Origin of the sequence: Nocardia goodfellowii (assembly GCF_017875645.1) — a bacterium.
Taxonomy (GTDB): Bacteria; Actinomycetota; Actinomycetes; order Mycobacteriales; family Mycobacteriaceae; genus Nocardia; species Nocardia goodfellowii.
In genome coordinates this window covers 7,188,555-7,213,971 of record NZ_JAGGMR010000001.1, presented here as the reverse complement: position 1 = coordinate 7,213,971, position 25,417 = coordinate 7,188,555, and the positions used below count along the sequence as shown (strand labels likewise).

General features: G+C 68.6%; 26 protein-coding genes. 8 read left to right on the top strand and 18 right to left on the bottom strand.

What is annotated here, in order from left to right:
* Positions 1-21 precede the first annotated feature (21 nt).
* A complete protein-coding gene (locus BJ987_RS33410; RefSeq protein WP_209897027.1) occupies positions 22-1,536 on the bottom strand; it encodes a leucyl aminopeptidase in 1,515 nt (504 codons plus the stop codon).
* A 281-nt stretch (positions 1,537-1,817) separates the two neighbouring features.
* Between BJ987_RS33410 and gcvT the strand changes: the two genes are divergently transcribed.
* Both gcvT and BJ987_RS33400 read left to right on the top strand, forming a co-directional pair.
* The gene (gcvT, locus tag BJ987_RS33405) at positions 1,818-2,918 is read left to right on the top strand and encodes a glycine cleavage system aminomethyltransferase GcvT (protein ID WP_209897026.1); all 1,101 of its coding nucleotides are present in this window, start codon (positions 1,818-1,820) and stop codon (positions 2,916-2,918) included.
* Between the two features lie 168 nt (positions 2,919-3,086).
* A complete protein-coding gene (locus tag BJ987_RS33400; protein WP_209897025.1) occupies positions 3,087-4,187 on the top strand; it encodes a branched-chain amino acid aminotransferase in 1,101 nt (366 codons plus the stop codon).
* Between the two features lie 56 nt (positions 4,188-4,243).
* On the opposite strand, the gene BJ987_RS33395 is transcribed toward BJ987_RS33400, so the two are convergent.
* From BJ987_RS33395 to BJ987_RS33375, 5 genes are all read right to left on the bottom strand, one after another.
* Positions 4,244-4,957 (bottom strand): MBL fold metallo-hydrolase, encoded by a 714-nt coding sequence (locus tag BJ987_RS33395; RefSeq protein WP_209897024.1) that lies wholly within the window; start codon positions 4,955-4,957, stop codon positions 4,244-4,246.
* A 64-nt stretch (positions 4,958-5,021) separates the two neighbouring features.
* Entirely contained in the window at positions 5,022-5,771 is a 750-nt protein-coding gene (locus BJ987_RS33390) for an adenosylcobinamide-GDP ribazoletransferase (protein WP_209897023.1), read from the bottom strand.
* The gene (cobT, locus tag BJ987_RS33385) at positions 5,768-6,865 is read right to left on the bottom strand and encodes a nicotinate-nucleotide--dimethylbenzimidazole phosphoribosyltransferase (RefSeq protein ID WP_209897022.1); all 1,098 of its coding nucleotides are present in this window, start codon (positions 6,863-6,865) and stop codon (positions 5,768-5,770) included. Before cobT ends, BJ987_RS33390 begins: the two co-directional genes overlap by 4 nt.
* Positions 6,866-6,937: 72 nt before the next feature.
* Positions 6,938-7,483 (bottom strand): bifunctional adenosylcobinamide kinase/adenosylcobinamide-phosphate guanylyltransferase, encoded by a 546-nt coding sequence (cobU, locus tag BJ987_RS33380; protein ID WP_307869834.1) that lies wholly within the window; start codon positions 7,481-7,483, stop codon positions 6,938-6,940.
* A gap of 23 nt (positions 7,484-7,506) precedes the next feature.
* Positions 7,507-8,481, bottom strand: a complete 975-nt coding sequence (locus tag BJ987_RS33375) for a helix-turn-helix domain-containing protein (protein ID WP_209897021.1) — start codon at positions 8,479-8,481, stop codon at positions 7,507-7,509.
* A 244-nt stretch (positions 8,482-8,725) separates the two neighbouring features.
* On the opposite strand from BJ987_RS33375, the gene BJ987_RS33370 reads away from it, so the two are divergent.
* Positions 8,726-8,887 (top strand): hypothetical protein, encoded by a 162-nt coding sequence (locus BJ987_RS33370; RefSeq protein WP_209897020.1) that lies wholly within the window; start codon positions 8,726-8,728, stop codon positions 8,885-8,887.
* Between the two features lie 84 nt (positions 8,888-8,971).
* On the opposite strand, the gene BJ987_RS33365 is transcribed toward BJ987_RS33370, so the two are convergent.
* Entirely contained in the window at positions 8,972-9,565 is a 594-nt protein-coding gene (locus BJ987_RS33365; RefSeq protein ID WP_307869920.1) for a DUF3043 domain-containing protein, read from the bottom strand.
* Positions 9,566-9,825: 260 nt separating this feature from the next.
* On the opposite strand from BJ987_RS33365, the gene BJ987_RS33360 reads away from it, so the two are divergent.
* Both BJ987_RS33360 and BJ987_RS33355 read left to right on the top strand, forming a co-directional pair.
* A complete protein-coding gene (locus BJ987_RS33360) occupies positions 9,826-10,176 on the top strand; it encodes a HesB/IscA family protein (protein WP_209897018.1) in 351 nt (116 codons plus the stop codon).
* Positions 10,177-10,258: 82 nt separating this feature from the next.
* Positions 10,259-11,227 (top strand): carbohydrate kinase family protein, encoded by a 969-nt coding sequence (locus BJ987_RS33355; RefSeq protein WP_209897017.1) that lies wholly within the window; start codon positions 10,259-10,261, stop codon positions 11,225-11,227.
* A 55-nt stretch (positions 11,228-11,282) separates the two neighbouring features.
* Here BJ987_RS33355 and asnB read toward each other — a convergent pair whose 3' ends face one another.
* Positions 11,283-13,268, bottom strand: coding sequence for an asparagine synthase (glutamine-hydrolyzing) (asnB, locus tag BJ987_RS33350; protein ID WP_209897016.1), 1,986 nt, complete (start codon positions 13,266-13,268; stop codon positions 11,283-11,285).
* A 361-nt stretch (positions 13,269-13,629) separates the two neighbouring features.
* Between asnB and ctaC the strand changes: the two genes are divergently transcribed.
* Complete coding sequence (ctaC, locus tag BJ987_RS33345; RefSeq protein WP_443677966.1) at positions 13,630-14,715, top strand: aa3-type cytochrome oxidase subunit II; 1,086 nt, start codon at positions 13,630-13,632, stop codon at positions 14,713-14,715.
* 13 nt (positions 14,716-14,728) lie between these two features.
* Positions 14,729-15,145: a cytochrome c oxidase subunit 4 gene (locus tag BJ987_RS33340; RefSeq protein WP_209897015.1), complete on the top strand. Its 417-nt coding sequence runs from the start codon at positions 14,729-14,731 to the stop codon at positions 15,143-15,145.
* Between the two features lie 61 nt (positions 15,146-15,206).
* Here the strand turns inward: BJ987_RS33340 and BJ987_RS33335 are convergent, their stop codons facing one another.
* The 4 genes from BJ987_RS33335 to BJ987_RS33320 form a co-directional block, all read right to left on the bottom strand.
* A complete protein-coding gene (locus BJ987_RS33335) occupies positions 15,207-16,010 on the bottom strand; it encodes an SDR family NAD(P)-dependent oxidoreductase (protein ID WP_209897014.1) in 804 nt (267 codons plus the stop codon).
* Positions 16,011-16,144: 134 nt separating this feature from the next.
* Entirely contained in the window at positions 16,145-17,422 is a 1,278-nt protein-coding gene (locus tag BJ987_RS33330) for an FAD-binding oxidoreductase (protein ID WP_209897013.1), read from the bottom strand.
* A gap of 133 nt (positions 17,423-17,555) precedes the next feature.
* Positions 17,556-18,986 (bottom strand): ABC1 kinase family protein, encoded by a 1,431-nt coding sequence (locus BJ987_RS33325; RefSeq protein WP_209897012.1) that lies wholly within the window; start codon positions 18,984-18,986, stop codon positions 17,556-17,558.
* 71 nt (positions 18,987-19,057) lie between these two features.
* Positions 19,058-19,828, bottom strand: coding sequence for a sporulation protein (locus BJ987_RS33320; RefSeq protein ID WP_209897011.1), 771 nt, complete (start codon positions 19,826-19,828; stop codon positions 19,058-19,060).
* Positions 19,829-20,027: 199 nt separating this feature from the next.
* Between BJ987_RS33320 and BJ987_RS33315 the strand changes: the two genes are divergently transcribed.
* The gene (locus BJ987_RS33315) at positions 20,028-20,735 is read left to right on the top strand and encodes a DUF4189 domain-containing protein (protein WP_209897010.1); all 708 of its coding nucleotides are present in this window, start codon (positions 20,028-20,030) and stop codon (positions 20,733-20,735) included.
* 101 nt (positions 20,736-20,836) lie between these two features.
* Here BJ987_RS33315 and BJ987_RS33310 read toward each other — a convergent pair whose 3' ends face one another.
* The 6 genes from BJ987_RS33310 to BJ987_RS33285 form a co-directional block, all read right to left on the bottom strand.
* Positions 20,837-21,559 (bottom strand): lysophospholipid acyltransferase family protein, encoded by a 723-nt coding sequence (locus BJ987_RS33310; RefSeq protein WP_209897009.1) that lies wholly within the window; start codon positions 21,557-21,559, stop codon positions 20,837-20,839.
* A gap of 214 nt (positions 21,560-21,773) precedes the next feature.
* Positions 21,774-22,775, bottom strand: a complete 1,002-nt coding sequence (locus BJ987_RS33305; RefSeq protein ID WP_209897008.1) for an ROK family glucokinase — start codon at positions 22,773-22,775, stop codon at positions 21,774-21,776.
* Positions 22,772-23,224 (bottom strand): hypothetical protein, encoded by a 453-nt coding sequence (locus BJ987_RS33300; protein ID WP_209897007.1) that lies wholly within the window; start codon positions 23,222-23,224, stop codon positions 22,772-22,774. The genes BJ987_RS33305 and BJ987_RS33300 overlap by 4 nt, the downstream gene beginning before the upstream one ends.
* Positions 23,221-24,459 (bottom strand): ArsA family ATPase, encoded by a 1,239-nt coding sequence (locus BJ987_RS33295; RefSeq protein WP_245366250.1) that lies wholly within the window; start codon positions 24,457-24,459, stop codon positions 23,221-23,223. The genes BJ987_RS33300 and BJ987_RS33295 overlap by 4 nt, the downstream gene beginning before the upstream one ends.
* 70 nt (positions 24,460-24,529) lie before the next feature.
* Positions 24,530-24,967, bottom strand: coding sequence for an SRPBCC family protein (locus tag BJ987_RS33290; protein ID WP_209897006.1), 438 nt, complete (start codon positions 24,965-24,967; stop codon positions 24,530-24,532).
* Positions 24,967-25,344 (bottom strand): polyketide cyclase / dehydrase and lipid transport, encoded by a 378-nt coding sequence (locus BJ987_RS33285; protein ID WP_209897005.1) that lies wholly within the window; start codon positions 25,342-25,344, stop codon positions 24,967-24,969. Before BJ987_RS33285 ends, BJ987_RS33290 begins: the two co-directional genes overlap by 1 nt.
* Positions 25,345-25,417: the final 73 nt, after the last annotated feature.

The window sequence follows — 25,417 nt, the reverse complement described above, 5'->3', positions numbered from 1 at the left end:
GTTTCGCCATGGTGGCAGTGCTTACTCCGCGGCGGCGATGTCCTCGATGACGGCGATCAGGGTGCGGACCGGCACGCCGGTGCCGCCCTTGCCGATGTAGCCGAACGGGCCGCCGGTGTTGTAGGCCGGGCCGGCGATGTCGACGTGCGCCCACTGCACGCCCTCGGGCACGAACTCCTTGAGGAACAGACCGGCCGAGAGCATGCCGCCCCAGCGGTGCGGTGCGACGTTCGCGAGGTCGGCGATCTTGGAGTTCAGGTCGGCGCGCAGCTCGGCGGGAAGCGGCATGGCCCAGCCGTTCTCACCGACCGCGCGGGAGATGAAGGCGACGCGGTCCCGGAACTCGTCGGTGCCCATGACGCCCGGAGTGCGGGTGCCCAGGGCGACCATCTGCGCGCCGGTGAGGGTGGCGACGTCGATGAGGTAGTCCGGGTCGTCCTCGCAGGCCCGGACCATGGCGTCGGCCAGGATGAGGCGGCCCTCGGCGTCGGTGTTGAGCACCTCGACGGTGGTGCCGCCGTACTGGGTGAGGACATCACCGGGGCGCTGGGCGGTGGACGACGGCATGTTCTCGGCCATCGGCACGGTCGCGGTGACGGTGATCGGGAGCCCCAGGCGAGCGGCGAGCAGCGTGGTGGCCACGACCGCGGCGGCGCCGGCCATGTCCGAGGTCATGTTCTCCATGTTCTGCGCGGGCTTGATGGAGATGCCGCCGGTGTCGAAGGTGATGCCCTTGCCGACCAGCGCGACCTTCTTCGGGCCGCCCGCATAGGTCAGCCGGACCAGGCGCGGCGGGCGCGAGGAGCCCTTGCCGACGCCGAGGATGCCACCGAAACCACCTGCGGCCAAAGCGTTCTCGTCGAGGATCTCGACCTCCAGTCCGGCGGCCTCCGCGAGCTGGCGGGTGCGGTCGGCGAACTCGGCGGGGTAAAGGTGGCTCGGCGGGGTGTTCACGAAATCCCTTGCGGTGGCGACGGCTTCGGCCGTCAGCTGCGCCCGCAGCAGCGCGTTCTCACCGAAATTCGGTTCCGGAACTAGGAATTCGACGCGCGCCACCGGTTGCTCGTCCGGTTTCGGCGCGGACTTGGTGGACTTGAACGTGGAGAAGGTGTAGGCGCCGAGGTAGAAACCCTCCGCGGCGGCACCGAGATCGACGCCGCCGAGCGTGGTCGCCACCAACTCGGTGCCAGCCAGCGAGCGCGCGGCGACACCGGCGGACTTGCGCACCTGCTCCTCGTCGATCTTGTCGGCGGGGCCCAGGCCCACCGCCAGCACACTGGTCACATCGTCGAGGCCGGCGGGCGCGGGCACCCGGGTCAACTCCTCCGCCTTGCCCTTCGCGCCGACCGCGCCCAGCTGATCCAGCAGTTCCGTACGGATGCCCTCGGGCAATACATCGCCGAACAAGTCCTCGGGGACGATGGCCGGACCGTTCTCCGACGACGTCAACCCGATCACCAGGACATCGGTGTCAGGGTTGATGGTCTGAATGCGTGCCAGTTCCGGTCCGAGTGAGCGATCTGCGACAGCGGTCATATGGCTCAGATTACTGGCCGGTTGTGTTGTCGGCGGCGCGGGTTCGCGGCCCCTGATGTCTCGGGTCCGAGCGATCGGGACTCGCGCCTGCCGCGCATGCGCCTCGACCGCTCAGGCGCGAGACGGCCGCGAACGGGCCGGTCGTAAGACTCCCTCCGGCCGGGGTTGAGCTGGAGTGAATGGGTGAGTCGTGCGGCTCCCTACGGACGGGTGCACGGGGCCGAATGCTCGGCTCTCGGAGGGGCGATGTGGCGCGTGGGGGAGCGACTAAGCTGCGCGGGGTGACCGATACGAACCTGTTGCAGGGGCCCATTCACGCTGTCCACGTCGAGCTCGGAGCTACTTTCGCGCCATTCGGCGGGTGGGAGATGCCGGTGTCGTATGCGGGGACGGTGGCCGAGCATCAGGCGGTGCGCGGCACGGTCGGGTTGTTCGATGTGAGTCACCTCGGTAAGGCGACTGTGCGCGGCGCGGGTGCGAAGGATTTCGTGAACTCGGCGCTGACCAACGATCTGGGGCGGATCCGGCCGGGCAAGGCGCAGTACACGCTGTGCTGTCAGGCCGACGGCGGCGTCATCGATGACCTGATCGCCTACTACGTCAGCGATGACGAGATTTTCCTGGTGCCCAATGCCGCGAACACCGCGGCCGTGGTGGCCGAGCTGCGCAAGGTGGCGCCCGCGGGGATCACCGTGACCGACGAACACCGCGAGTACGCGGTGTTCGCGGTGCAGGGGCCGAAGTCCGCCGAGGTGCTGACCGCGCTGGGGCTGCCCACCGAGCTGGAGTACATGGCCTACGCCGACGCGGTGTGGGACGGTCGTCCGGTTCGGGTGTGCCGTACCGGTTACACCGGTGAGCACGGCTACGAGTTGCTGCCGCGCTGGGCCGACGGCGCGGACCTGTTCCGCGCGCTGACCGAGCAGGTGCGGGCCGCCGGCGGCCAGCCCGCCGGGCTCGGTGCGCGCGACACCCTGCGCACCGAAATGGGTTACCCGTTGCACGGACATGAACTGTCCCTGGAGATTTCGCCGGTCCAGGCCCGCGCCGGCTGGGCCGTGGGCTGGAAGAAGCCGGAGTTCTGGGGCAAGGAAGCGCTGGCGAAGGAGAAGGCCGAGGGGCCGCGCCGCCTGCTGATGGGGCTCAAGGCGCTCGACCGGGGTGTGCTCCGGCAAGGGCAGAACGTGCTGCGCGATGGCGTGCCCGTCGGCGTGACCACCTCCGGCACCTTCTCGCCGTCGTTGAAGGTCGGTATCGCCCTCGCGCTCCTGGACACCGACGCGAACCTGATCCCCGGCGACGAGGTCGAGGTGGACGTGCGTGGCCGCCGGCTGCGCTGCGAGGTCGTCAAGCCGCCGTTCGTCGAGGCGCGCACCGCGTAGCTGGGCTATCTGCACAGCAGAACCCAGCTCGAACCGGATGTTGCCGGCCGGGATGCCAGGAGCCGGATGACGGCTTGCGGGAGTCATGCCGAGTAGGCGAACCTCGGCTCGAGCGGACGGCCCAGCAGGGCGCACCGCCGGAAATCGGACAGAGTTAGGATCAGCGTCATGACCGTTGCCGCACAGTTCACCCGTATTCCACATCCTGCGCCCGCCCCGGCGCAGCGGGTACAGGAGATCCTGGCGGCACCCGGCTTCGGGCGCTACTTCACCGACCACATGGTGTCCATCGACTACACCGACGGCCAGTGGGGCAACGCCCGCGTCGAACCGTACGGCTCGCTGTCCATGGATCCGGCGACCATGGTGTTCCACTACGGCCAGGCCATCTTCGAAGGGCTGAAGGCCTACCGGCAGGGCGACGGCAGTCTGTCGTGCTTCCGCATCGACGCCAACGCCGCTCGCTTCCAGCGTTCCGCCCGCCGGATGGCGATGGCGGAACTGCCGGAGGAGCTGTTCATCGAATCGGTGCGGCAGTTACTGGAGGTCGACGAGCGCTGGGTGCCCGCGGCCGGCGGCGAGGACTCGCTGTACCTGCGTCCGTTCATGTTCGCGACCGAGGTCGGGGTGGGTGTGAAGCCCGCCGACTCGTACAAGTACCTGCTGCTGGGTTCGCCGGCGGGCGCCTACTTCAAGGGTGGCGTCAAGCCGGTCAAGGTGTGGCTGTCCAGCGAGTTCGTGCGTGCCGCTCCGGGCGGTACCGGTGAGGCGAAGGTCGCGGGCAATTACGCGGCCTCGCTGCTCGCGCAGGCGCAGGCCGCGGAGCAGGGCTGTGATCAGGTGGTGTGGCTGGACGCGTGCGAGCGCCGCTACGTCGAGGAGATGGGTACCAACAACCTGTTCTTCGTCTACGGCTCCGGTTCGCAGGCCCGCCTGGTGACCCCGTCGCTGTCCGGGTCGCTGCTGCCCGGCATCACCCGCGACTCGCTGCTCACCCTCGCCGCCGACTCCGGGTTCCAGGTCGAAGAGCGGCTGGTCTCGGTCGAGGAATTGCGCAAGGGCGCCGACTCCGGGGAAATCACCGAGGTTTTCGGTTGCGGTACCGCCGCTGTCATCACGCCGGTCGGTTCGGTGCGATCCGCGGATGGCGAATTCACCATCGGCGGCGGGCAGCCCGGTGAGGTCACCATGGCGCTGCGCGACACGTTGACCGGCATCCAGCGCGGTACCTTCGCCGATATCCACGGGTGGATGAACCCGATGAGCTGAATGCACGAAGAACGGGCCGGGTGCGTCGCGCCCGGCCCGTTCTTCGTGGTGCCGGATCAGCCCGGCATCAGCATCTGCCACTGCTCCAGGGTCTGCGGGCGCATGACGTAGTTGTTGTCCTTGATGTGGGACAGGTTCGCGCTGGGTTCCTGCGAGTACCAATGCCCCGGGTAGACAACGGGATCGCTCGGCAAACCCGCGAGGTAGCGCAGGCTGCGGAACATCTCGTCGGAGTCGCCGCCGGGGAAGTCGGTGCGGCCGCAGCCGTCGACGAAAAGGGTGTCGCCGGCGATGAGCCGGTTGTCGAACAGGAAGCACTGGCTACCGGGGGTGTGGCCGGGCGTGTGTAATAACTCGATGTCGAATGCGCCGACGGTGATCTTGTCTCCGTGCTCGTGGCCGGACAACTCGCTCTCCGCGATCCCGGTGACATTCGCCACCCAGCTCAATTCCTGCTTGTTGACATGCACCGGCACACTCGTCTTTTCGAGCAGCTCCCGGACCCCGCGCAGCGTGAACCCCATCATGCTGCCCCCGACATGATCCGGATGATGGTGTGTCGCAAGCACACCGGTCAATCGCAGCCCGTCACCCTCGGCGATATCGACCAGATCGCCCGCCGCGTAAGCGGGATCGACCACCACACACGCACCGGTCTCCCGGTCGCCGATCAGATAGGCGAAATTGCGCATCTGCGTCGCGATCGGATCGCCGACGGCGTAATCCCGTCCGGACAGCAGCTGTCGAAAATAGAGGCGCTCGGAAGACATGAGGTCCACCTTAGGTCCCGACCCAGACGGTCGGCGCGGCAGCGGCGGGAATTTCTGGCAAACCCTAGACGCGCAGCGATAGTCCCGCCGCCGCACAGGCCACCGAGACCTCCAGCGCGGCGCCGAGCACGTCTCCGGAGAGCCCACCGAATCGTCGTGCGGTATGGCGCACGAGCATCGCCGACAGCCCGGCCGCACACAGCACCACCAGCGGACCGAGCCACGGCCGGCCCGGCACCGCGAACACCGCGGCCGACGTCGCGACCCCGGTCCACACGACACCGGTCCACAGCGGCTGCGTCGAGGCGACCAGCGCCCCGAACCCGGTATCCGGCGCGGCCTCGAGTCCCCGCCGACAGGCCGTCACCACCACGATTCGTCCGAGGGCCACCGCCAGCGCGACCGCGAACCACCGGTTCGCCTCGGCCAGCGCCGCGAACGAAATCGCCTGTACGGCAACGGCGAACACCATCGCCGCCACCCCGAACGGCCCCGCCCCGCCGCTCTTCATGATCTGTCTGGCCCGCTCCGGCGGTCCATAGCTGCCGAGGCCGTCGAAGGTGTCGGCCAGCCCATCCAGATGCATACCCCGGGTGATCAGCGCCAGCCCCGCCACCACCACGAACCCGGCCAGCAACGCGCTCGCCCCGATCGTCACCAAGCCCCAGAGCATTCCGGCCGCCGCCGCACCGAGCGTGACTCCGACCAACGGCGCGGATGCGATAGCCCGTCCCGCCGCCGCCCGGTCGACCTGCTCCGGCCCGCGCACCGGGAACACCGTCAACCAGGAGAACGCCAATCGCACCCCGGTCACTTGCGCAGGGACGGTGGGGCGTCGGGAAGCTCTGTGGCGGAGGCGGTTTCGGGATCCGCGGTGCTGACCCCGGCTTCGGCGAAGGTCGACATGTCGGCCAGGGTGGCGACGGCGGCGCGGAGCAGGGGTAGGGCGGTGAGGGCGCCGGAACCTTCGCCCAGGCGCATGTTCAGGTCGAGCAGGGGATCCAGGCGCAAATGGTCGAGGGCGAGTTTGTGCGCGGGTTCGGTGGAGCGGTGACCGGCGAGCCACCAGGCCGACGCGCCGGCGGCGAGGTCCTCGGCGACCAGCGCGGCGGCGGTGACCACGACGCCGTCGAGGATGACGGGTGTGCGCCGGGTGGCGGCCTGGGCGAGGAAGCCGGTGATGGCGGCGAGGTCGGCGCCCGCGGCGACGCGCAGCAGGTCGACCGGGTCTTTGGCGGAGGGGCGGGCGCGGCGCATGCCGTCGCGGATGGCGGCGACCTTGCGGGCCCAGCCTTCGTCGTCCACGCCGGTGCCGCGGCCGACGGCCGCTACCGGTTCCTTGTCGGTGAGGGTGGCGATGAGGACGGTGGCGGGGGTGGTGTTCCCGATGCCCATATCGCCCGCGATGAGCAGGTCGGCCCCCGCGTCGATCTCCTCGTCGGCGATCACCTTGCCCGCCGCCAACGCGGCCGCGACCTCTTCCAGGGTGAGCGCGTCCTCGCGATCGATGGAGCCGCTGGCGCGGCGCACCTTGTGCTTGCTGATCGACGGGTCGGTGTCGGCGTCGACGGAGATGTCGGCGACCCGGACGGTCGCCCCGGCGACTGCCGCGAGCGCGTTGACCGCCGCGCCGCCACCGAGGAAGTTGGCGACCATTTGCGCCGTCACCTCGCTCGGGTAGGCGGAGACACCGTGCCGCGCCACTCCGTGATCTCCGGCGAACACCACGACCCGCGCACGCTCGAACTGTTTCGGCGGGCACACGCCCTGGCAGGCGGCCACCCAGTTGCCGAGATCTTCCAATCGGCCCAGCGCCCCACCGGGTTTGGTCAGTTGCGCCTGCCGCTGTTCGGCCGCCGCACGGCTCTGCGCGTCCGGGGGCGCAACCGGTCCGAATCCGTGTGTCACTGTCGAGCCTCTCGGGTCGGGGGGTGCGGCCGTCGCCGCACCTGGCTTCCGCCGCCCAATCTTGCCTGCCGGCTATTTGAGCCGGAGGGGGAGGCCCGCGACGACGAGGAAAGCTTCGTCACAGACCGCGGCGAGCCGCTGATTGAGTGTGCCGATCTCGTCGCGGAACAGGCGTCCGGATCGGGTGGCGGGGATGACGCCCATGCCGACCTCCGGGCTGACGATCACCAATCGGCAGGGATAGGACTCGACCGCGGCGACCAGGTCGTCGGCCTCCGGAGCGATGGTGCCGCGCGGCGCGTCCCATGCCGCGCGCGCATCGATCCGCGCGGTCAGCCAGGTGCCGATGTCATCGATCAGCGTCGCTCCCGCGAACGGCGTCTCGGTCAAAACTGTTGCGGGATCGGCGCTTTCGACGACGTGCCAGGCCGCGGGGCGGCGCTCCCGATGCCGGGCGATCCGCTCCGCGAAGTCGAGATCGGCCGGATCCGGCACCGATGTCGCCAGGTACCGCACCGCCCCCGCCGCACCGGCGAGTTCCTCGGCGTGCGCCGACTTACCCGAGCGGGCCCCACCGAGCACCAGCGTCCGCGGCGGACGCGCCACAGGTTTCGACACGCCTGAACGCTATCAACAGCTGGTCAGTCCGGGACCGAGGAGACCGGGCCGAAGCGGCGGCGATACTCGGTGGGAGCGATGCCGACCAGGCGCTGGAAGTGATGGCGCAGCAGGGCGCCGGAACCGAAACCGGCTCGGGTGGCGATGTATTCGAGGCTGTGGTCGGTCTCCTCGAGGAGATGCTTGGCGTAGAGGACGCGCTGGTTGGTCAGCCACTTCACCGGGGTGGTGCCGGTCTCGGCGGCGAAGCGGCGGGCGAAGGTGCGGGTGGACATCATCGAGCGGGCCGCGAGGTCCTCGATGGTGTGCGGGTGGTCGAGGTTCTCGTTGAGCCATTGCAGAGTGCTGCGCAGGCTGTCGGTGGTGCAGGCGGGGACGGGGCGCTCGATGAATTGGCGCTGGCCGCCGTCGCGTTGCGGCGGAACGACCATCCGCCGGGCGATGGAGTTGGCCGCGGCGCTGCCGATTTCGCGGCGCACCAGGTGCAGGCAGGCATCGATGCCGGCGGCGGTGCCCGCGCTGGTGATGAGATTGCCTTCGTCGACGAACAGGACGTCGGGGTCGACGGTGGCTTCGGGGAAGCGGGCGGCGAGTTCGTCGACGTAGCGCCAGTGGGTGGTGCATTTGCGGCCGTCGAGCAGGCCCGCGGCACCGGCCAGGAAGGCGCCCGAGCAAACGGTGAGGATGGTCGCGCCCGCGGCGTCGGCGGCGCGGACGGCGTCGATGACGGCCGGATCGATGTCGTCCATGGCGGCGGCGGGGAAGGCCGGAAGGGCGACGAGGTCGGCTCGCGCGATGTGCTCGAGGCCGTAGGCGGGCGTGATGGTGACCCCCGGAGTGGAGGAGGGCAGGCCGACGCCCGGTTCGACGCCGCAGACCTTGAAGTCGAAGGCGGGGATGCCGTCGGCGGTGCGGTCGAGGCCGAAAACCTCACAGATGACGCCGAACTCGAACATGGCGACCTTCGTGGCGAGTACCACGGCGACCTTCGACAGCATGCGTTCAGACTACCTGGCTGGATCTTTGCGCACAATGACAGTACCGCCACTTTCGGCGGTAATTAAACGAGCGCAAAATTACTGCCATGCTTACTTTCCTGGTTATCGCAGCAGTCCTCGTGGCCCTCGGAGTCGTCGCCAGCGGCCGGAATCGGACCGGATCGCCGGCCACCGACCGCGACACACAGCGTGTACAGAACGAACTGGCCGCGATCCGCGCCTATTCCGGAGGAGCGCTCTTGTCATGATCACGCTGATCCTCACCCTGGTAATCCTCGCGGTCCTGGTGGCCATCGCGGTCCGCGGTCGCGGGCTGGCCGGTTCCTCCGACGTGGAGGACCGCGACGCCCAGCGCCTGCGCTGCGAACTGAATGCGATGTTCGGTCGTGCGGCCGATCACCATTGAGCCGCCGCCGGATTTCGGCGAGCCCCCAGAACGAAGACAGGCCCTTCCTGAATCAGGAAGGGCCTGTCCGGTGTCCGGGAGGTGCTAGATCGCGTCACCGGGGCTGACCCGCGGCTTCGGCGCGCGCATCTTGCGGATCTGCGAGGCGCGCACGAACGCGTACCAGCCGAGCTTGACGCCGCCGTCGGTGGTCTCGGGGAACCGCTCGCGGACCCGGTTGTTGACCATGCGCCCGAGGATGACGCCCTCGATCATCATGAAGAGCATCATCGCGAGCATGACCAAGGTCACTACGCCCTGGTAGGCGGGCAGCACGAAGGTGGTCAGGATCAGCACCAGCGCCATCGGCATGAACAACCCGACCAGATTGCGCCGGGCGTCGACTACGTCACGTGCGAAGGCGCGCACCGGGCCCTGATCGCGGGGCAGCAGGTACTTGTCCTCACCGGCGAGCATGCGCGCGCGGCGGTCCTGGGCGGCCAGACGGCGCTCGGCGGAGGCCGCTTTCCGGTCCGCCTTGGTGCCGCGAGTGGCCTTGCGCCGGGCCCGGGCCTCCTTGGCGGTCAGCGGGGCGGGCGCGACCGGGCCGCGCCGTTTGCCTTGCGCGTCACGACGTTTCGGTGTCGGACGCCCTTTGCCCAGGGTGACGGTGGATGGGTTGCGGGTGTCGGCGGCCACGCCGCCGTTCGCGTCCGCCGTGGTGTCGGCGGTCGCGTCGGTGGTGCTGGACTCGCCGCGACGGAACAATTTCACAGCGACCAGGCTATTCGATGTCCGAGCTGACCGGAAACGCGCGGGTCCCGCAAACCTCAGGAGCCGATGTCCGGTCCGGGTACCGTGGTGGCAAGATAGGGAATAGCAGCCCGCTGAGTGGTGTTGAGGACCACGAGCCGTGCGCTGTTCACGGGTTGACCACAGCTGTCCCTTTAGGAGAGTTCATGACTGTGCAGAACGAGACCGAAACTCACGGCGCGATCCTGACCGAGGCCGCCGCCCTCAAGGCGAAGGCCCTGCTGGATCAGGAAGGCCGCGACGACCTGGCGCTGCGCATCGCTGTGCAGCCGGGCGGGTGCGCCGGCCTGCGCTACCAGCTCTTCTTCGACGACCGTTCGCTCGACGGCGACCTCGTCGCCGACTTCAACGGCGTCAAGCTGGCGATCGACCGGATGAGCGCGCCCTACGTCCAGGGTGCCTCGATCGACTTCGTCGACACCATCGAGAAGCAGGGCTTCACCATCGACAACCCGAACGCCACGGGTTCTTGCGCCTGCGGCGACTCCTTCAACTGAGCTGAGATTGATACGGTGAGGACGGGGACATTCCCCCGTCCTCACTTTGTGCCGTCCATCCACCGTCGAAGGGCCTCAGCTCGTGTCTATCGCCGTGTCCGCGTCCATCGCGACCGACCATCTCATGCGTTTTCCCGGGCGGTTCGCCGATGCGCTGCTGGCCGATCAGCTCGACCATGTCTCGCTGAGTTTCCTCGTCGATGACCTGCAGCTGCGCCGCGGTGGCGTGGCGGGCAACATCGCTTACGCCATGGGCCTGCTGAATCAGCGTCCGCTGCTGGTCGGCGCGGTCGGCGCCGACTTCGCCGAATACCGGGCCTGGCTGGAATCGAACGGGGTCGACTGCTCGACCGTGCTCGTCTCGGAGAAGGCGCACACCGCGCGTTTCGTCTGCACCACCGACGAGGACATGGCGCAGATCGCCTCGTTCTATCCGGGTGCGATGAGCGAGGCCCGCGACATCTCCATCGCCGAACTGGCGGAGACGAATTCGCTGGATCTGGTGCTGGTCGGCGCCAACGATCCCGAGGCCATGCTGCGCCACACCGAGGAGAGCCGTGAGCTCGGCATCCCCTTCGCCGCGGATCCCTCCCAGCAGCTGGCGCGCCTGGACGGCGACCAGTCGGTGCGCCTGATCGAGGGCGCCGCATACCTTTTCACCAACAAGTACGAGTGGGCGCTGCTGCTGCAGAAGACCGGGCTGAGCGAGGAAGAGGTCGCCTCGAAGGTCGGCATCCGGGTGACCACGCTGGGCGCCGAGGGCGTGACGATCGTCGATCGCGACGGCACCGAGGTGCGGGTCGGTGTGGTGCCGGATCGTGGCCGCGTCGATCCGACCGGTGTCGGCGATGCCTTCCGCGCCGGTTTCCTGACCGCGCACACCGCGGGCCTGAGCCTGGAGCGGGCGGCCCAGCTGGGTTCGCTGATCGCGGTGCTGGTGCTGGAGACCATGGGCACCCAGGAGTGGACGCTGGACAAGGACGACGCCCTGCAGCGCCTCACCGAGGCCTACGGCGCGGCCGCCGCGGACGAACTCAAGCCGCTGCTCTGAGCTGAGACACGAACGGCCGCACCGGAATCGGTGCGGCCGTTCGGCGTCTCGGGGGCTACAGCGAGACCGGGTACACCGGCTCCTGGATATCCGGCTTGATGCGGTCCTCGACGAAGATCCCGTGCCACACCATGAACACCAGCAGCGTCCACAACCGGCGGCTGTGGTCGGAGCGGCCGGCGCGGTGATCGTCCAGCATGCCCTTGATCGCGGCCTTGTCCAGCAGGTGATCGGTCTGCGAGTCGGCGATGGTCTGCTGGGCCCAGTCGTAGAGTTCGGTGCCGCGCAGCCAATGCCGCATCGGGACCGGGAAACCGAGTTTGGCCCGGTGCAGCACATGTGCGGGCACGATGCCCTCGAGGGCTTGGCGCAGTGCGTATTTGGTGGTGTCCTTGGTGATCTTCTGCTCGAACGGCAGCCGCTCGGCGACCTCGAAGACCGCGGAATCCAGGAACGGTACGCGCAGCTCCAGTGAGTTGGCCATGGTCATCTTGTCGGCCTTGACCAGGATGTCGCCGCGCAGCCAGGTGAACAGGTCCAGGTGCTGCATCCGCACCACCGGGTCCCAGCCGCGCGACTGCGCGTAGATCGGGGCGGTGACGTCCTGATGGGTCCACTCCGGCCGGAATTCGCGCAGCACGGACCGCAACTGGGCGTCGTTGAAGCTGCGGGCGTTGCCGTAGTAGCGCTCCTCCAGCGTCAGCGAACCGCGGTGCAGCAGGCTCTTGCCGCGGGTGCCGTCCGGAATGCGGTCGGACAACCGGCCCGCCAGCTTGCGCACACCCCGCGGCAGATATTCGAAGGGCTTGAGCGACAACGGTTCCCGGTAGATCGTGTACCCGCCGAACAGCTCGTCGGCGCCCTCGCCGGAGAGCACCACCTTGACGTGCTTGCGCGCCTCCTTGGCCACGAAGTACAGCGGCACCAGCGCCGGGTCGGCCACCGGATCGTCGAGATACCAGACGATCTCGGGGATGGCGGCGGCGAATTCGGCGGGGGAGACGGTCCGCACGATATGGCGGGCGCCGATCGCCTCGGCGCTCTCGGCGGCCACATCGGCCTCGGAGTAGCCCTCGCGTTCGAAGGCGGCGGTGAAGGTGATCAGTTTCGGGTTGTGGCGGATGGCCAGCGCCGCGATGGCGGTGGAGTCGATGCCGCCGGACAGGAACGAGCCGACGGTGACGTCCGCGCGCATGTGCTTGGCGACGGAATCTTCCAGGGCTGCGGCGATTTCGCGGTAGCGGGCCTGTTCCGAGCCCGCCGCGAAGGGGCGCACCTTGAAACCCGGGTGGAAGTACCGGCTGATCTTCGGCTCCTGACCGGGCCGGATGGTGGCGTAACTGCCGGATTCGAGCCGGCGAATGTCTTTGTGCAGGGTCTCGGGTTCCGGCACGTATTGCAGCACGGTGTAGTGCTCCAGCGCGCGCGGGTCCAGCGCGTCGCTAAGACCGAGCGCGGGCAGCAACTCCAGCAGGCTCTTCTTCTCGCTGCCGAACGCGGTGCCGGCGGGTCCGGTCGCCAGGAACAGCGGCTTGATGCCGAACGGATCCCGCGCGAGGAACAGATCCTGAGTCTCGGTGTCCCAGATCGCGAAGGCGAACATGCCGCGCAGCTTGCGGACCGCCTCGGGGCCCCAGTAGTGGAAGGCCGCGACGATCGTCTCGCTGTCGCCCTCGGTCAGGAACATCTGACCGTCCGGGAACTCCGCCCCGTGCGCCTTGCTCAGTTCCTCGCGCAGCTCGATGTAGTTGTAGATCTCGCCGTTGAAGGCGAGCGCGTACCGCTGCCGGTTCTCCGGCGGGCCCCAGCGCAACGGCTGGTGCGAGTGCTCGATATCGATGATCGACAGCCGGTTGAATCCGAAGATGACGTGGTCGTCGTGCCAGGTGCCGCGTTCGTCGGGGCCGCGATGGCGCACACAGTGCAGGGCGTCGTACACCCGCTGTACCACTGGGCTTACCGGCCCCGCCGCCTCCGGCGACTGTCGTCCCCCGGAGTCGCTTGCCGCGTCAGCTGTCAGAAATCCGAGCAGTCCACACACGGCGTCGGCAACCTCTTTCGTAACGGGGGATTGTTGGCACCGAGTATGCCGTACCCGGAACCGAAATGTTGTGTCCGCCTGCGGCTGAGGCGTCACATCGACCCCGTGTCCAGCGCTTTTGCCGGATGGCCCGGCAGTGCGGCGTGACCGGTTCGGTATCGGCGGAGTGTCGAACGCGACCCGACGCGGAACTGCGCGCCGGTTTGGTCTACGCTGCGTAGTACTCAGGTCCTTCTCAGCTGGCGTGCGCGACTGTGCGTGCCTGCGGCAAGGGTCTGAAACGTGCTTAGGAAGTGTCACCGGGAGATCGCACCCCGGCGGCGCAGATGTCGGAATGTGTGGCGACCAGGAAGGCGTGAGCGTGGCGCACAAGGCGAGCGAAGAGATCGGGGCCGGACCCGTGAAGGGTCGGCGGGGCCCGGTCCTTCGGCGGGCCGGGCTGGCGGTGTCCCTCGGGATCACCGCGATGCTCGTCTCGGGCTGCTCGATCGACAATGTTTGGCTGCGGTTCGGCTGGCCCTCGGGCATCACGCCGCAGGCCACCCGGATGCGGGAGCTGTGGACCTGGTCGATCCTGGCCGCGCTCGCGATGGGCGTGCTGGTCTGGGGTCTGACCTTCTGGACGGTCGCCTTCCACCGCAAGAAGAAGGACTCCCCGGAGTTCCCGCGCCAGACCGGCTACAACGTGCCGCTGGAGCTCACCTACACGGCGATCCCGTTCGTCATCATCGCGGTGCTGTTCTACTTCACCGTCGTGGTGCAGAACTACGTGCACGAGAAGGTGGCCGATCCCGACGTCACCGTCGACGTGACGGCGTTCCAGTGGAACTGGAAGTTCGGCTATCGCGAGGTCGACTTCAAGGACGGCTTCAAGTACGACGGCATCGACGCCGCGCGTGAGGCGCGTGCGCAGGAGCAGGTCGAGGGCTACAAGGAGCTCAAGAACGAGAAGGGTCACCCGCAGCCCGGCCCGGTGCACGGCAAGCCGGCCAACGACCTCTCCTACCTGCACTACGACAAGATCGAGACCATCGGCTCCTCGCAGGAGATCCCGGTCCTGGTGCTGCCGACCAACCGGGTCATCGAGTTCCAGCTCGCCGCCGCGGATGTCATCCACGCCTTCTGGGTGCCGGAGTTCCTGTTCAAGCGGGACGTGATCCCGAACCCGAAGGAAAACCAGTCGGACAACGTCTTCCAGATCACCAAGATCGAGAAGGAAGGCGCGTTCGTCGGCCGCTGCGCGGAAATGTGCGGCACCTTCCACTCGATGATGAACTTCGAGGTCCGCGCGGTCTCGCCGGAGAAGTTCGTCAAGTACCTGGAGGCGCGTCAGACGGGCAAGACCAACGCCGAGGCGCTGGCTTCGATCGGTGAGTCGCCGGTCGCGACGTCTACGCACCCGTTCAACACTGACCGCACGGTCAAGAGCGCCTCCGAAGCCAAGTGAGGATTGAGCTGACATGAAGATCGAAGCGCGTATTTTCGAACTGCTCACGATTTTCTTCGTGATCACCGGCGTGATCTACGGGTTCTTCACCGCGCAGTCCCGCACCGGCGTCGAGTGGGCGGGTACCACCGCGATCGTGCTGACCGCGGGCCTGTCGCTGATCATCGGCACCTACTTCCGGTTCGTCGCGCGTCGTCTGGACCTGCGTCCCGAGGACTACGAAGATGCCGAGATCGTGGACGGCGCGGGCGATCTGGGCTTCTTCTCGCCCGGTAGCTTCTGGCCCATCTCGCTGGCGGGCGCCGGTGCGGTGGCGGCCCTGGGCCTGGCCTTCTGGCAGTACTGGCTGATCGCGATCGGCGTGGTGAGCGTGCTCGTCGCCGCGGCGGGTTTGGTGTTCGAGTACTACCTCGGCCCGGAAAAGCACTGAGTCGGATATTTCTTTCGAAGCGCCCCATCGGAATTCCGGTGGGGCGCTTCGCTGTCCCGGCTCAGATGCCCAGGGCGTGCCGGAACCGGTTCGCGGACCGCGGAGCGACGCCGGCGAGCCCGCGCAATGTCCGGGTCAGACGCGGTGCGACGCGGTCGGGGTGGGCGCGAATGGCGGTCGCGATGGCGTGGGCCGCTGCGGCGGCGTCCGTGGCTGGGGTCTGGACGGCGGTGACCTGGATGCCGTGCGGGGCGAGTTCGGTGTCGGTGCATGCGCCGAAGGTGGTCCAGGCCGCCTGTGCGGCGGCGTAGGCGGCCAGGTGCGGGGTGGGGCCGGCACCGGCAGCCACGTTGATCACCTGTCCGGTGCCGGACCGCAGCATGGCCGGGAGCAGACCGAGGGTCAGTCGCAGGGGCCCGAAGTAGTTGGCGGCCATCATGCGCTGATAGTCGCGGAAGCGGTTGCCTGACTGCGTGAGCGGTCGGTGTGGCGGGCGGCTCGCGTTGTTGACCAGCACGTCGATGGTGCCGAATTCGGTCAGCACCCAGTGGACGAGCTGGTCGACATCGCCGAGGGCGGAGATGTCACAGCGATACCAGCGGGCGAAGCCGCCGGTGCCGATGATCTCCTCGCACACCGATACGAGGTGATCCCCGCGGGCGGCGACCAGCACCACCTGCGCGCCGTGCGACGCGAGCCGGACCGCGGTGGCCCGCCCGATTTCGGAGCAGGCGTCGGTGATCAGGACGCGCAGGCCGCCGAGGGAATCGGCGCGGCAGCCCGGGTCGGGCGCGGACTTGCGCAGCAGGTCCGCGGTGAGCTTCTTGCGGAACGACGGAACGGGGGCAGCGCGGAATTCGAGCATCGGAGCAGCAACCTTCGCATCAGGTGGAGCGCTGATCTAACGCATCGACACCCCGCGACAGTGCCGAAGTTTGCCCGCGATCCTGAGGGGCGGAAGAGCAACCCCTCGGCGACCGATCGCGGTGTGAGTGGAGTCTAGTCCGCCGACTCGTATCGCAGGGCGTGTTCGGAGGCGCAGATCTCCTCGACGCCGGAAACGATGTCACGCAACAACTCCGACGGCAGCCCGGAGGGCCGCAACCGGCAGGTGAAGGTGATCAGTGCGTGGTCGTCGGCCGGCAGCTCCCGCGCCGCGGCCTGGGCCTGCAGGTACTTCGAGCGCACCCCGTAGGTCATGGCCGAGATGACGGTGAAGCAGCCGGTGCGTTCCCGGTGCCCGTCGAACAGGTCGTGCAGCCGGTAGAACACCGAGGTGTAGTTGGCCAGCGGGGCGAAGATCCCGACGCGGTAGGCGGGCCCGCGTTCGGAGGAACTGATCACGGTATCGGCCAGATACTCCGCGTCGCGCAGCGTCAGCACCTTCGGGGCGAACATGAGTGCGCCCGCCGCCGCGTTGCGCACCGGCATACCGGCCTTGCCGCTGGCGGCGGAAGCGATGGCGCCCAGCGACTTCCGGGTGCGCGTGCCGACCTCACGGCGAGCGCGCAGCGACCGGGTCGGGGTGGTCGGGTAGAGGCTGGACCACTGCCCGAATCGCACGGTGCCCAGCTGCACCTGCCCGGCGCCGACCGGACGCGAGACCTTCAGCGGCGCGGTGTCCACCCAGCGGCCCACCTGCAGCGCGGCATTGCCCGGCTTGCTGATCTCGGCGTAGGCGTGCTCGATGAACGAGTCGAAGTCGAGGAAGCGGTCCGCGTCGGTGGTGAGCCAGGTGCGGTCCTTGTCGATGTCGACGGCGTCCAGGGTGAGCGCGGTGATGATGCCCGCGCGCCCGCCCGCGCCGAGGATCCGATGGAACCGCTCGGTGTGATGGTTACGCCCGCAGGTGCCGATCCGCCCATCCGGGTCGACATACTCCAAATCGACGATCTGATCGATGAACAGGCCGTACTTGTGCGAGGCGCTGCTCACGCCGCCGACCGAGGCGAACCCTCCCGCGGTGATGTCGCGGTGGTCCCCGACGATCGGCAGGCCGAGCCCGTGCGCGCCGAGCCGCCGATCGATATCGGAGAGTTTGGCACCGGCCTGTACTCGCACCATGCGTCTGCCGAGGTTGATGTCGAGCACCGAGTTCATCCGGCGCAGCGAGACGACGGTCCGCTGATCCGGTAACGCCAGACCGTCGTCGAATTGCTCGCCGCCGCGCACCATCAGCTGGGCGGCGCGATCTCGTGAATCACGCACCGTGCGAACCACATCCGCGGTGTCGCGAGGAAGAAATTCAGCGGCGGAAACAGTACGCGGCGTGCTCATAAATCGAAAGCTAACCACAGCTGGGGCCGTTGTGCGTACCCGAACTCCGGTGTGCGCCAACGGCACCGTTGGGACCGCTGTTGACCAGCGGGAATACCGGCCTGCCGGACAGCGTCACGCCGTCGCTCGGCGGCTACTCCCTGGGCAGGTCGTCCGGGCCCGGGAGGCCCACGATGTCCGGGAACCAGCGGATGAATTCGTCGCGCAAGGGAAGCTCGGCGCGAAGCTGGCCGAGGATGCCCAGACCGGCGAGCGAGGTGCGGGCGACCGGGGTGTGCTGGGACGGCATGGTCAGCTGGCGAACGACATTGGTGACGCGCAGATCGGTCGCGGCGCGCAGGTGGGTGCGCAGCCAGTCTGGGGTGAGCGCGAGGGTCGGCGCGATGACCGCGTCCCGGATCGGGACGAGACGGGCGACCACCGTGTCGATGTCGAGCTCGCGGCCCGGCTGGACGTAGCCGTTGCGGCGGATCGCCGCTTCCAATTCCACCGGGGTACAGGCGATCAGGGCCGGGTAGAAGTCCTTGGCCATGTCCAGGAAGCCGGGTGGCCAAGGAGCGCAGGCCCCGAAGTCGACCACGCCCAGCCGTCCGTCGGGCATGACCCGGAAATTGCCGGGATGCGGGTCACCGTAGAGCAGCCCGGCGCGTGCCGGGCCGGAGAGCAGGAACCGCAGAATGAGCAAACCGACGCGATCGCGTTCGTGGCGGAGCGGCCCGTCGACCACCGAACTCTGTGCGATCAGGCGCGACAGCGAGATGCCGTCGAGCCATTCGGTGATCAGTACGTCGCCGTATTGGGCGACCACCCGCGGCACGACGAAATCCGGGTCGTCGGCGTAGGCGTCGGCGAAGGCGCGCTGCTGGGCGGCTTCGATCGAGTAGTCGAGTTCTTCGCGAATGTAGGAGCACAGCGCTTCGATCACGGCCGCGGTGTCGGCGCCGGGCAGCAGCGCCGAGAACAACGGCCCTACCCGGCGCAGCGCTTGCAAATCGTCGTAGATCGCTTGGCGCGCACCGGGATACATCACCTTGACCGCGACCGGCCGGCCGTCGTGCCAGACCGCGCGGTGCACCTGGCCCACCGAGGCCGCCGCGGGCCGGCGATCGTCGAACTCCAGGAATCTCGACCGCCAGTCCGCGCCGATATGCGTCGTCAGCACCCCGTGCACGGTCGCCGGGAGCATGGCCGGGGCCGAATCCTGGAGTCGCCCCAGCGCTTCCCGATACGGCGCCGCCACCTCGTCGGGGAGCACGAACTCGTAGACCGCGAGCAACTGGCCGAGTTTGGCGACGCACCCCTTCAGTTCGCCGAGCACCCGGAACATGTGCTGGGCGGTGCGCGACCGGATCTCCCGATCGACCTCCGCGACCGAGCGGCCCAGCGCCCGCTTGCCCACTCCGGCCATCCGCCGGCCCGCGTACGCCACCGGCACCCCCGCCAGCTTCGCGCCGCGCACCAGCTTGCCCGTCGGCGGGACCCCGCCCCCGTCTACCGGGGCCTGCTCGGGCAGCCGCAGTAGTCGGCCGTCGGCGCCCTGGGAAATGTCCGCGCGGCGGACCATGCTCACCTCACTCGCGCGCCGGCACCGAATCCACCCCTACAGGAATCCCGCCCGGCGTTCGGTTCACGCTATCAGCGTCGTGAGGCCATGCCCGCGAGGCGGTGGTGCAGCTCGGCGGCCCAATCTCGTTGCTCGAGCGTGGCGTAATCGACTCGCAGCGCGTCCAGCACGTCGCGGCTCGCCGACCACAGGTTCCCGCGCTTGTCGGCTTCGAGCACCACGCTCATGCCCTGCTCGTCCGGCATGAAGGTGACCTCCAGCTGGTTCAGCTGCGGATAGCGGGGTGAGCCGCCGAATTCGATCTCCTGATAGAACGGCAGGGTCTGGGTGCTGTGGTAGATCCGCCCGTATTCCACGTCGGCGCCGCGCAATCCGAAGCCCAGGCGCTCCACCGCCGCCAGCAGCACGTGCTGGGCGGGTAGCGCGCCGACGCCGATCGGATCGGTGTCGGTCGCGTCGACCGCACCCGGTACGTCCACGACGGTGCGCAGCGCCACCCAGGTCCCGGGCAGCACGCGACCGTTGTAGAAGGTGATGGGTGTTTCCATCGGCGCCCGTGCGCCGAACCGGAATTCGGCGACCGCGCCGGGCTCGAGCCGGAACGGGCCCTGCACCCAGGTGCGCCCGAAACCCATGTCCCGCACGCCCTCGTGGTCGTCGCGCTCGTGCTCGACCCGCGTCACGAATTCCACCGCCACCTCGGCGATATCCTGGGCCACCTTTCCGCCGCGCAATCGGATCACACCTTCGGCGACGCCGCCGGGCTGCACACCGGGGGTGAACAGTTCGGTCTCGACCTCGGCGCCGCCGACTCCCGCGGCGGCCAGCAATTTCTTGAACATGACCAAATCGTGGCTGGCGCACCATAAAACGGACTTACCGTTCGCTTGGTGTGTGACAGAGGTCATCGACAGTCCGCAACGGCGTGCACCGCCAGGGGGTCGCGTCGGATACTGGTGATACGGCGCGAGCTCGCCAGTCGATATAGCGACCGATAGTGTAGTGCCGCTCTTGATGTCGAAAAACGAACCGGGGGACGCAATGTCATACCCGCACGGGCAATATCCCGGCGAGCAACCGGGTCAGCCCTATCAGCCGACCCAGCCCTACCAGGGCCAGCCCTATCAGGGCGACCCGTACCAATCGGGTCCGCAGTACCAGCAAGGCCAGTACCCGCCGCCGGGTCCGCCCTACCAGCCGCCGCCGTACGGCCCGGGCGGTCCGCCGGGCGGCGGTGGCGGCGGCGGGAAGATGGCCGCGATCATCGTCGCGATCCTGATCGGCGTGGTCGCCATCGTCGGCGTGGTCGGCGTGCTGGTGATCCGCAGCAACAAGGACGATCCCACCGTCGTCGCGGAATCCACCACCACGGCGGCCACCTCGTCGAGCCCGACCTCGACCTCGGAGACGACGACCACGCAGTCGCCGACCCCGACCACGTCGGCGAAGCGGGACACCTGGATCGCGGCGACCTACAAGGAAGACACCAACCAGGTCGTCTGGGTGCGTTCCACCATCAGCCAGGACTCCGCCACCAACCAGGTGCAGACCGACTGTGGTGGCGGTTGCCCGAATCCGATCTGGTCCCGTAACGGCTGCATCGCGCTGGCGTTCGGGCAGAACGGTGGCTGGGGTTCGGACTGGGGCTCCACTGCCGAGGAAGCCGAATCCAAGGCGGTCAAGACCGCGACCGGCGTGTACAACGTGTCCGGTCCGTTCGAGCTGTGGTCCAAGTGCGCGTTCGAGTAACTCGCCGCTGAACCGAGCTCGCCGCTGCATCGCGAAAGGCCCCGAATCCCAGGCGGATTCGGGGCCTTTCGCGTTGTTCGGGCCGACGTGGTGCGCAGCGATCAGCCGGCGGCGGTGTCCGGGATGCGCGCGGCATCCGGGCGGGATCCGCTCGGCACACCCTTGAGGCTGTGCGCGTAGACGTCGACGTACTCCTGGCCGGTGAGCTGCATGAGCTCGTACATGACCTCGTCGGTGACGGCGCGTTCGACGAAACGGTTGCCGCCCATGCCCTCGTAGCGCGAGAAGTCGATCGGCTTACCGAATTTCACGGTGACCTTGGCGAAACGCCAGCGGAACGGTCCGGGCGGACTGACCTTGTCGGTGCCGATGACGGCGACCGGGATGACCGGGACGCCGGTGTCCAGCGCGAGCCGGGCCAGGCCGGTCTTGCCCTTGTACAGACGACCGTCGGGAGAGCGGGTGCCCTCCGGGTAGAGGCCGACGAGGCGACCCTCGGCGAGCAGCTTCTTCGCGGTGTTGAGCGCGTCCTCGGCGGCGTCGGCGCCGGTGCGGTCGATCGGGTACTGCCCGGCGCCGCTGAAGAACCACTTCTGCAGGCGCCCTTTGAGTCCCGGGGTGGTGAAGTATTCGGCCTTGGCCAGGTAGGTGATTCGGCGCGGGCTCATCAACGGTCCGAACAGCCAGTCCGCGAAGGAAAGGTGGTTGCCCGCCATGATCGCCGGCCCGTCCGTGGGAATGTTCTCGACACCCTCGACCGTGGGTTTATTGAAAACATGCATGAACGGTCCAGGAAACACGAACTTCAGCAGCCAGTAGAGCATGACGTCCTTCCCCCACGGGCGGGATAAGTTGCGGGCACCTGCGTCAGTTGCCGACTTTACCGCTGGTCGCAGATCACATCCAAGCCCAGCGAGGTATCTCACCACATTCGCAGGGGTGGTTGTGAACAGGGGATTACCGGGGCAGTGGCAGAGTGTTGCGATTCGAACGTATGTTCCCATCGCCCCGGCTGAATCGTGCGGGGACGCGGGCGGATCAGCCGACCCGGGACGGCCGGTGGTCGGTCTCGACGAGGACGGCGCGCGCCAGTTCGGCGGCGCCGATCATGCCCGCCGCCTCGCCCAACTGGGTGGTGCGGATCCGGGCGAGCGGGCGATGGCCCGCACCGGTGACAGCACGCGCGTACTCCTCCCGGGCTTCGTCGAGGAACAACCCGGAGGAACTGCTGACGCCGCCCGCGATCACCACCAGATCCGGGTCGAAGATATCGCTGACGAAGGCGAGGCCCAGGCCGAGCCAGCGGGCGAAGTCCGCCATCGCCGCCACCGCGATCGGGTCGCCGTCCTGGGCGGCGCCGGCGACGCGACGGCCGGTGAGCGAGCCGGGATCGCGGTAGACCTCACGGGCCAGGACGGTGGAACTGACCGGATCGGTGGCCAGCAGCTCGATCGCGGTGTCGGCCAATGCCGTTCCGCTGCAATACCTTTCCCAGCAGCCCTGCTTGCCGCACGGACAGGCCCGGCCCTGCGGTACCACCTGCAGATGCCCCAGTTCCGGTGCGACGCCGTGCGTTCCGCGATACAGCCGGCCTTCGATGAGCAGGGCCGCGCCGATGCCGGTGCCGATGGCGACGAGCACCACGTTGTGCCCGCCCGCCGCCGCGCCGAAGCGATATTCGGCCCACGCGGCGGCATTGGCGTCGTGTTCCAGGATGACCGGCAGTTCCAGCCGTTCGGTGAGCCGCTTCGCGACCGGTGTGTCCTGCCAGGGCAGATGCGGCGCGAAACGGACGGTGCTGCGGTCGCTGGTGATGAACCCGGCCACGGCCAGACCGACGGCCCCGATGGCGTGCCGGTCGCACAGCTCGCGGACCGAGCGGGCCAGCGCGTCCTCCAAGGCGCGCGCGGAATGCGGCGTCGGCGCCACGACGGTGTCGAGCACCTGACCCTCCGCGTCGACGACGGAGGCGCGAATATTGGTGCCGCCGACGTCGATTCCGACCGTCAGGGGGAGGGCACCGGCGATCGGGCGCGTCATCCCTTGAACGTCACGGGGATCTTGATGTACCGGGAACGCTTGCGTCCCGGCCCGCGCCCGGCGCTCGGCTCCGCTTCGGCGGGCGGGGCCGGGCTCGTCTCCTCGGCGACCGAATCCTCGTGCGGGGGAGCGTCTTCCGGGTCGGGCATGACCGGTTCCACCGGGATTCCGGCCAGCGCCTCGCGCAGCACGGTGACGATCGAGGTGCCGTGATCGGCGATCGCGGCCACCACGTCATGATGTTCCCCGCGCAGCAGTGCCGCCGCGGCGCACACCGGACACCAACTGCAGCCGGCCCACTGCGCCTGCCCGTCGGTGGCGGTGCGGCGCAGCACCGGCTCCACCCGTTCCAGCACGGCCTCGGCCAGCAATTTCAATTCCTCGGCGAATTCGGCGAATCCGTCGGCATGGGCGTCATGAGCGGTACCCCGCGTGCGGTCCTCGGTCATCGCGGCCAGAGCTCCGGGTCCGGGACGAAACGCAGCACCAGGTGATTTCCGTCGAGTTCGGCGGTATCGACTGTGCACCGCCGCAACACCGGCGCCAGGCGCACCCGGCGCCGGACTCCGTCCGCTCCCACGATCACATCGTCCTCCACTCGTCCCAGTCGCAGCGTCGCCGGATCGACGACGGGCAGGTGCATCCGCAACGTGTAGACCGAATGCAGGCCGGTGCCCGACTCCCATCGAACCACCGGTTCACCGGAACTTGTGCGAACCTCCGGGAGATTGTATGTGGGGGTGTCTTCCGCGACCGCGGAGCCGAGCTCCGCGAGCGCGGCCACGCCCACCGGTTCGGAGCCGCTGTGCTGGGCGATCAGGACCTGGAGGTCGCCGTCGAAGCGCCGGCGCAGCTGGTCGACGACGCTCAGTTGCTCCGCGCGGCGGGTCAGATACCAGTCGATCGCCGGATGCGCCGAGTCCGCGGGCGGCACCTCGGGCAGGATCTTGTTCACCAGCACAACGTCCAGGCGCAGCCCCAGCAGCGCGGCGGCGGAGCGCACCCGCTCGGTTTCGGCGACCGCCACCCGTTCGGCGACGGTCACCAGGGTCGCGCCGGTGCGGGCGTGGTCGGCCAGCAGGTCCCGAACCTCGGTGACCGCGGCGACGATCTTCTCCACGGTGGTGGCGAGCACCGCGCGCCGCAGATCCATGCCGCCGGCGCTCATGGCGCGCGCGTGCGGCGGCCAGATCCGCTCCAGATAGCCGAGCAGGGTGCCCGGCGCGGTGACGATGCGCAGCATGTCCGCCGAGGGCGGGCAGTCCACGACCAGCACATCCCAGTCGTCCTCGTCGGCGAACTGCGCCAGTTCCACCAGCATCAGCAGTTCCTGCACGCCGGGCAGCCCGGTCAGCTCGGCCGGATCCAGCGCGGCCAGGTCGACGCCGTGCTCGTGTTTGCCGCCGGTGGACAGCATCCGCAACACGTCGTGAAACCTGTCCTCCAGCAGCGCAAGGGAATCCACCTCGATGGCGTCGAGACCCGTGGTCACCCTGGTGATTCCGGCGACCGTGCCCGGGTCGTGCGGGAGCCGCACACCGAGCGCGTCCCCGAGCGAATGCGCCTGATCCAGGGACGCGATCAGCACCCGCTGGCCGGCGCGCGCGAACGACACCGCGGTGGCGCACGCCATGGTCGTCTTACCGACCCCGCCTTTGCCGACGAACAGCTGGAGCCGCGTCATATCGCCTGGCTCACCACGGCGGCCGTGATTCGCCGCCGGGCGCCGCACTCGTCGGACGGTGTCACGGTGGTCAGCCTTCCACCCGCTTCTTCAACTCCTTGAGCGCGGTATCGGTGATCACCTTCTCGGCCTTGCGTTTGAACATGCCGATCATCGGGATGTTCAGGTCGACGGTGAGCTGGTAGATCACCTCGGTGCCGCCGTCCGGGGTATCACGGAGTTCGTAGGTACCGTCCTGCGCCTTCTGCAGCTCGCCGCTGATCAGCTGCCAGCTGACCGCGCGGTCGTCGGAGCGCCAGGAGTAGGTGAGCACATAGGTGTCCTTGACGACGCCGGCGTCGAGCACGAAACGGGCGGTGCGCGCGCGACCGTCGGGCCCCTTCTCCAGCACCTCCACCGATTTCGCCGCCGAGACCCACTCCGGATACGACTCCAGATCCGCGATGACAGCCATCACCCGCGGCGCGGGGGCTTCGATGAGGATGGACCTCTCTGTCCGGTCGACCATCAGCAAGCCGGGGCCACGCCCGCTGGGCGCCCCGCCTCCAGCCGCGATTTGATCTCGAACGCCATATCCCGGCCCGCCACCCGGCGCGCTCGGTTGGCCGCGAGCAGTCGCTTACCCGGGATCGCGGGCCGCGGCTCGGCGTGCAGGAAGTAATGCAGGATCACACCATCCATCATGTCCTGCAACCACACCTCCATGGTGCCTTCCAGCGCGCCGCTCACGGTCCAGCGAATGCCTTTGTCGCCTCGGTCTTCCCGCACCTCGAGGCTGAGATCGGGCCACCACTTGCGCCAGTTCGTCGGGCCACCGAGGATCTCGGCGACCGCGGCGCCCGAAGCGGCGACGAACGTCTGATCCGCGACCTGAATACTGCTCATCCCCGTGCCTCGCTGACGCTCGGCTCCGGCAGGCGCGTGGCGCGCTGGCACATGGTTCGCTCCCTCACAAACC